This window comes from Vibrio sp. M260112 (genome assembly GCF_036533775.1).
Lineage (GTDB): Bacteria > Pseudomonadota > Gammaproteobacteria > Enterobacterales > Vibrionaceae > Vibrio.
Genome location: NZ_JATABH010000039.1, coordinates 36,291 through 42,828, shown reverse-complemented (window position 1 = coordinate 42,828; position 6,538 = coordinate 36,291). Strand labels below are relative to the sequence as shown.

At 45.3% G+C, this 6,538-nt stretch carries 7 protein-coding genes and 1 pseudogene; 7 read left to right on the top strand and 1 reads right to left on the bottom strand.

Translation table 11 applies throughout. The features are described 5' to 3' along the window. A pseudogene (locus tag QTN95_RS15390) lies at nt 1-224 on the bottom strand (transketolase); the annotation flags it as partial. 319 nt (nt 225-543) lie between these two features. Between QTN95_RS15390 and metK the strand changes: the two are divergent. The 7 genes from metK to QTN95_RS15355 all read left to right on the top strand — a co-directional run bounded on the left by metK (nt 544) and on the right by QTN95_RS15355 (nt 6,538). After that, nucleotides 544-1,698, top strand: coding sequence for a methionine adenosyltransferase (metK, locus tag QTN95_RS15385; protein ID WP_269378563.1), 1,155 nt, complete (start codon nt 544-546; stop codon nt 1,696-1,698). A gap of 274 nt (nt 1,699-1,972) precedes the next feature. Continuing rightward, the gene (locus tag QTN95_RS15380; protein ID WP_331418051.1) at nt 1,973-2,770 is read left to right on the top strand and encodes a DUF2189 domain-containing protein; all 798 of its coding nucleotides are present in this window, start codon (nt 1,973-1,975) and stop codon (nt 2,768-2,770) included. 69 nt (nt 2,771-2,839) lie between these two features. Then, nucleotides 2,840-3,337, top strand: a complete 498-nt coding sequence (locus tag QTN95_RS15375; protein ID WP_331418050.1) for a SprT family zinc-dependent metalloprotease — start codon at nt 2,840-2,842, stop codon at nt 3,335-3,337. 79 nt (nt 3,338-3,416) lie between these two features. After that, nucleotides 3,417-4,118 carry a deoxyribonuclease I gene (gene endA, locus QTN95_RS15370; protein WP_331418049.1) on the top strand — a complete coding sequence of 234 codons (702 nt, stop codon included), beginning with the start codon at nt 3,417-3,419 and terminating at the stop codon, nt 4,116-4,118. A gap of 115 nt (nt 4,119-4,233) precedes the next feature. Then, entirely contained in the window at nt 4,234-4,965 is a 732-nt protein-coding gene (gene rsmE, locus QTN95_RS15365) for a 16S rRNA (uracil(1498)-N(3))-methyltransferase (protein ID WP_331418053.1), read from the top strand. A gap of 13 nt (nt 4,966-4,978) precedes the next feature. Further along, the gene (gene gshB / locus QTN95_RS15360) at nt 4,979-5,926 is read left to right on the top strand and encodes a glutathione synthase (protein ID WP_331418048.1); all 948 of its coding nucleotides are present in this window, start codon (nt 4,979-4,981) and stop codon (nt 5,924-5,926) included. A 48-nt stretch (nt 5,927-5,974) separates the two neighbouring features. Then, nucleotides 5,975-6,538 (top strand): YqgE/AlgH family protein, encoded by a 564-nt coding sequence (locus QTN95_RS15355; protein ID WP_269378558.1) that lies wholly within the window; start codon nt 5,975-5,977, stop codon nt 6,536-6,538.

The window sequence follows — 6,538 nt, the reverse complement described above, 5'->3', positions numbered from 1 at the left end:
AGCAGAGAGTAAATCAGCATAGAGCCGTGGCCGTTAGAAAGGACGAAACGGTCGCGGTCAGCCCACTCTGGGTTAGCTGGGTTGTGATTTAGGTGTGAACGCCAAAGAACTTCAGCGATATCAGCCATACCCATAGGTGCGCCTGGGTGGCCAGAGTTAGCTTGTTGTACACCATCCATGCTTAGAGCGCGGATTGCGTTAGCGAGATGTTGACGAGAAGACATGTCAGCTCCTGAGTGCATTAAGCGAATCATAAATGTAAGTGGGCGACAATTCTCTCAAAGCACTGTTAGCTCTGCAAACGTTTTCCAGCCAGTTTATTCACAAATATTCTATCTTTTGGTCTAACTTCATAGAGGAAGCACGCAATCTTCATATTAGCAACGCAAACGTTTAGTTTTGCTTCTAGGAAAAAAAGAGCTTGTAATTCGAACGGTCAAAACTAAAATAGACGTCTAGATGTAGAAACACCTACAGTTTGTACTAATAATTTTTTGTAGAAGACTTCCCTTCTGCTCAATTAATAATAGAAATGGAGCTCACATGGCTAAGCACCTGTTCACTTCTGAGTCAGTATCAGAAGGCCATCCAGATAAAATTGCAGACCAGATTTCTGATGCAGTCCTTGATGCGATTCTAGAACAAGATCCAAAAGCACGTGTTGCGTGTGAAACTTATGTAAAAACCGGCATGGTAATGGTTGGTGGTGAAATCACGACATCTGCATGGGTAGATATCGAAGAGCTCACTCGCCAAACTGTTCGTGAAATCGGCTACGTTCACTCAGACATGGGCTTTGATGCTAACTCTTGTGCAGTTCTAAATACGATCGGTAAACAGTCACCAGATATCAACCAAGGTGTTGATAAAGCAGATCCTAAAGAGCAAGGTGCGGGTGACCAAGGTATTATGTTCGGTTACGCAACTAACGAAACTGAAATCCTAATGCCAGCACCAATTACTTACTCTCACCGTCTTGTGCAAAAACAAGCTGAAGTACGTAAGAACGGCACTCTACCTTGGTTGCGCCCAGATGCGAAATCTCAGGTTACTTTCCAGTACGATGAAGGCAAAATCGTTGGTATCGATGCGGTTGTTCTTTCTACTCAGCACTGTGACACAATCTCAACTCCAGACCTACGTGAAGCAGTAATGGAAGAGATCATCAAGCCAGTACTACCTACAGAGTGGATCAACAAAGAGACCAAGTTCTTCATCAACCCAACAGGTCGTTTTGTTATCGGTGGTCCTATGGGTGACTGTGGTCTGACTGGTCGTAAGATCATCGTTGATACATACGGCGGCGCAGCGCGTCACGGTGGTGGTGCATTCTCTGGTAAAGATCCATCAAAAGTAGACCGTTCTGCGGCTTACGCAGCTCGTTATGTTGCGAAAAACATCGTAGCGGCAGGTCTTGCTGATCGTTGTGAAATCCAATTGTCTTACGCGATTGGTGTTGCAGATCCAACGTCTATCATGGTTGAAACTTTTGGTACTGAAAAAGTTTCTCAAGAAATCATCATTGAAGCAGTTCGTCAGCACTTCGACCTACGCCCATACGGTCTACAAGAAATGCTTAACCTACTTCAACCAATCTATAAGAAGACGGCGGCATACGGTCACTTCGGTCGTGAAGAGTTCCCTTGGGAAGCGACTGACAAAGCAGCAATTCTACGTGAGTTCGCTGGATTAAAGTAATTTAGTGACAATCACTTAGTTGATACATCGAGGCCTCTGGACAACCAGAGGCCTTTTTTATTACCAATAAAAATCGCTTCTCAACGTTGTATTTTTTTGTCATGGGGTCAATAGTTAAAAATATGTTAACACCTCAAGTTCAGTATTGTACTGATGGTTAACATAGACTGATGCGCCGCTTACATCACAGACGTCGGCAAGCCGGGCATCGAGTATCAAACGCTAAATTTGCCAACGAATTTAGTCAACGTAGAGAATCGATCAAGGAGGATGTATGCCTCGTACGGTGAATCCACAGGACTTCAACGATAAACGAAAGGAAGTCTCAGATGCGGAATATGCTCGCACAATCCCTTGTAATCAGGTGAGTATATCTGCCCCATTCCACTGGCTCGCACTCGGTCTACATGACTTCGTCCGAATGCCGCTTATTAGTGCCTTTTATGGCTTATGCTTTATGGCTGCCGCAATCGGTATTGTATTACTTGTGCAATGGCAAGGAACTCACCTTGTCGTCATGCCGAGCTTAGTCGTCTATATGTTAATTGGTCCATTCCTTGCGCTTGGATTGTATGATGCTAGCTGGGAAAGAGAGAGAGGCCATAGCGCCAGTTTGATGCACTCAATGAAAGCCATCGGACGTAACTCAAGTTCACAATGGGCCTTTGCAGTGTTACTCGCGGTTTGTATGATTTTCTGGATGCGTATCGCAGCACTGCTTCATGCTCTTTACCCGTCGGTTCAGGGTGCGCCTTTAAGTGAGTTTATGCCATTTCTCGTTATAGGCTCTTTAGTCGGTTTTGTTCTAGCGAGTATCGTCTTTAGTATTTCAGCGTTTTCCATTCCACTAATGATGGAACGCCGAGTCGATATGATGACTGCTGTGTTCACTAGCTTTAATGCCGTCAAATCGAACATTCCCGCGATGATCGTCTGGGCCGCACTGATCTGTGGCGGTATTTTGGTTGGTTTTGCCACTTACGGTATTGGAATGCTCTTTACCATGCCAATTCTTGGTTATGGTACTTGGCATGCCTACCATGAAACGATCAAAAAGAAACATCACCCTTAGGTCGCACTTCATGCTGTTCCGGTATATCATTCGCCCCTGCTTATGGGGCGATTTTTTTGGGAGTGTGGCTTGGACATAGAATTAGAATATCGAGCAAACAAGGTGATTGCGGAATGTATAGATACAGCACAACAAGCCTTTGAGCGCCGTTTCTCCATTCCCAGCCTTAACTTTAAACTCAGAGGAAAAGCTGCCGGTAAAGCATTTCTACAGCTCAATGAAATTCGCCTCAACCCAGTCCTTTTTAGAGAGAACAAACACGCCTTCTTTGCAGAAGTCATTCCCCATGAAGTTGCCCACTTAGTCACCTATCAAGTGTATGGGCGAGTCCGTCCTCATGGAAAAGAGTGGCAAGCGGTCATGGAGTCTGTGTTTAAAATACCCGCTCGGACAACACACCGTTTCGAAACTATCTCGGTTCAAGGAAAAACGTTCGAATATCGCTGTCAGTGCTCCTTGTACCCGTTAACGATTCGTCGCCACAATAAGGTTTTGAGACAACAAGCAAGCTATCGCTGTCAGCAGTGCCATCAAACGCTTGCCTACACGGGCAAACAACTTTTCTAAATTCGAAATTTATCAATTATTTAATGCAGAGTTGCGTGTTAGACTCCAGTTTCTAATGCTTTTCTAACACTTAACTATCATGCAAAAACATCTGCTCATCGCTCTTGCGGCAATGATTTTAAGCCCCCTATCTCAAGCTGCTCCGCCCGCTTCGTTCAGCCAAGCAAAGAAAGAAGCCGTTAAAATTTACTCCGATCACCCAACGAGTTTCTACTGCGGGTGTGACATTGATTGGAAGGGAAAGAAAGGCATCCCTGACTTAGAGTCGTGTGGCTACAAAGTTCGCAAACAGCAACAACGTGCCTCACGTATCGAATGGGAGCATGTTGTGCCTGCCTGGCAATTTGGTCACCAACTCCAATGTTGGCAAAACGGCGGAAGGAAAAATTGTTCCAAGAATGACAAACAGTTTCGTCAGATGGAAGCTGACCTCCACAACCTTACGCCAGCCATAGGAGAGGTGAACGGTGATCGTTCCAATTTCAATTTCAGCCAGTGGAATGGTATCGATGGAGTCACCTATGGCCAGTGTGAAATGCAGGTCAATTTCAAGGAACGTAAAGCAATGCCCCCAGATCGTGCCAAAGGCGCCATCGCAAGAACCTATCTCTATATGAGCCAAGAATATGGATTCAATTTGTCCAAGCAGCAACGTAATCTTATGAATGCTTGGAATAAGCAGTTTCCAGTAGACAAGTGGGAGTGTGAACGAGATAGACGCATCGACAAAATTCAAGGCAATCACAATCCGTTTGTTTACGAAGCCTGCCAAGCGCGTTAAATACCTTTAGAGTTTTCAGTAAAGCACTGGAAACTCTGCTTGCCCCTTGTTTTTTCAATGCAAAGCATCCATGTTAGAAGTTAACTCAAAATCTGTTGCCGGAAGTCGAAATACAATGCGAATCCCACGAATTTATCACCCAGAAACCATAACTCAGCTTGGACGTTTGTTACTAAGTGAAGAAGCAGCTGGTCATATCGGTCGAGTGCTGAGAATGAAGGAAGGTCAGCAAGTATTGCTGTTTGACGGGAGTGGCGCAGAGTTTCCGGCACTCATCAGTGATGTGAGCAAAAAATCCGTGGAAGTAGACGTCACTGAACGTATTGAGCGTAGCAGTGAATCACCATTAGATCTCCACTTAGGTCAAGTCATCTCTCGTGGTGATAAGATGGAGTTCACCATTCAAAAGTCTGTTGAGCTAGGTGTGAACACCATTACTCCCCTAATCTCTGAGCGCTGTGGCGTGAAACTCGATCAAAAACGCTTTGAGAAGAAACTCGCTCAATGGCAAAAAATAGCAATCAGTGCGTGTGAGCAATGTGGTCGAAATACAGTACCAGAGATTCGCCCTGTCATGCAGCTTGAGGAATGGTGTGGTGAAGAGTATGACGGCTTAAAACTCAACCTACATCCACGCGCCAAGTACTCGATTAATACTTTACCTACGCCTGTAGAAAAAGTGCGTCTACTGATTGGTCCTGAAGGTGGTTTATCCGCTGAAGAAATCGGCATGACGGAAAAGTACAATTTCGAAGAGACGCTGCTCGGCCCACGTGTTTTACGTACTGAGACAGCAGCCCTTACGGCAATTACAGCCTTGCAAGTTCGTTTCGGCGATCTTGGTTAAACGGAGAAAGACAATGATCAAATTAGGTATTGTGATGGACCCTATTTCGTCCATTAACATCAAAAAAGACTCTAGCTTTGCCATGATGCTTGAAGCGCAGCGCCGCGGCTATCAGATCCATTACATGGAAATGAACGATCTTCACCTTGAACAAGGTGTTGCGATCGCAGATACCAAGATCGTAGAACTTAAAGAAGATCCAACAGGTTGGTACGAGTTTAAATCTGAGCAAACCATCGAGTTATCCGAGCTCGATGTCGTTCTCATGCGTAAAGATCCTCCATTTGACACTGAGTACATCTACGCAACCTATATTTTAGAGCGTGCAGAAGAGCAAGGTACGCTGATCGTAAACAAGCCACAAAGCCTGCGTGATTGTAACGAAAAACTGTTCACTGCATGGTTCCCAGAACTTACTCCAACCACAATAGTGACTCGAAAAGCAGAAAGAATTAAAGCGTTCCGTGAACAGCATGGCGACGTGATCTTAAAACCTCTAGACGGCATGGGTGGCGCGTCTATCTTCCGCGTCAAAGAGAATGATCCAAACGTATCCGTCATCATTGAAACCTTGACCAACCACGGTCAAAACTACGCAATGGCACAAACATTCGTTCCTGATATCAGCAACGGTGACAAGCGCATCCTAGTCGTAGATGGCGAGCCAATGCCTTATTGTTTGGCACGTATTCCTGCGAAAGGTGAAACACGTGGCAACTTGGCAGCGGGCGGAACAGGTGAAGCGAGACCACTTAGTGAGACAGATAAAAAGATAGCTGAAGCTGTAGCGCCTACACTTAAAGAAAAAGGGCTGATATTTGTTGGCTTAGACGTCATCGGTGACAAGCTAACAGAGATAAACGTAACCAGCCCAACTTGTATTCGTGAAATCGAAGCGGCATTTGATGTGTCGATCACTGGCAAACTCATGGACGCCATTGAACGTCGACTAAACGCCTAAACTGTTAGGGCAACCTATAGGGTTGCCCATATTTAAGTGGGAGTGTTTATGAATTTAACCAACCATTTTTTAGTGGCAATGCCGGGCATGAAAGATCCCTACTTCCAGCGCAGCGTGATTTACGTTTGCGAACACAACGAAGATGGGGCGATGGGTTTAATGATTAATGCTCCTATCGACATCACCATCGGCAAAATGTTAGAGAAAGTCGATGTCGAGTCAATTCATCCGAAACTCTTAACCGACAGCTTAGACAAGCCTGTACTCAACGGTGGCCCAGTCTCGGAAGATCGTGGTTTTATACTCCACCAGCCTAAAGACGAATATGAATCCAGCATCAAGATGACGGATAAAATCTCCGTCACTACATCTCGTGATATTCTAGGTGTACTCGGGACAGAAGCTGAACCTCACCATTATCTGGTCGCATTGGGCTATTCTGGCTGGGAAGCTGGTCAGCTAGAGATAGAGCTGTCAGAGAACTCATGGTTAACGGTTGAGGCGGATCCCAATGTGATGTTCGATACTCCAATCAATGAACGCTGGCAAAAGGCTGTACAGATGCTTGGTATTGATGTCGCCCAACTTTCTAGTGATATTGGCCACGCGTAA

Excerpts from the sequence above, each read along its gene's own strand:
- gshB (WP_331418048.1), top strand. The coding sequence starts at position 4,979 with ATGATCAAATTAGGTATTGTGATGGACCCTATTTCGTCCATTAACATC.
- QTN95_RS15380 (WP_331418051.1), top strand. The coding sequence starts at position 1,973 with ATGCCTCGTACGGTGAATCCACAGGACTTCAACGATAAACGAAAGGAA.
- endA (WP_331418049.1), top strand. The coding sequence starts at position 3,417 with ATGCAAAAACATCTGCTCATCGCTCTTGCGGCAATGATTTTAAGCCCC.
- metK (WP_269378563.1), top strand. The coding sequence starts at position 544 with ATGGCTAAGCACCTGTTCACTTCTGAGTCAGTATCAGAAGGCCATCCA.
- QTN95_RS15355 (WP_269378558.1), top strand. The coding sequence starts at position 5,975 with ATGAATTTAACCAACCATTTTTTAGTGGCAATGCCGGGCATGAAAGAT.
- rsmE (WP_331418053.1), top strand. The coding sequence starts at position 4,234 with ATGCGAATCCCACGAATTTATCACCCAGAAACCATAACTCAGCTTGGA.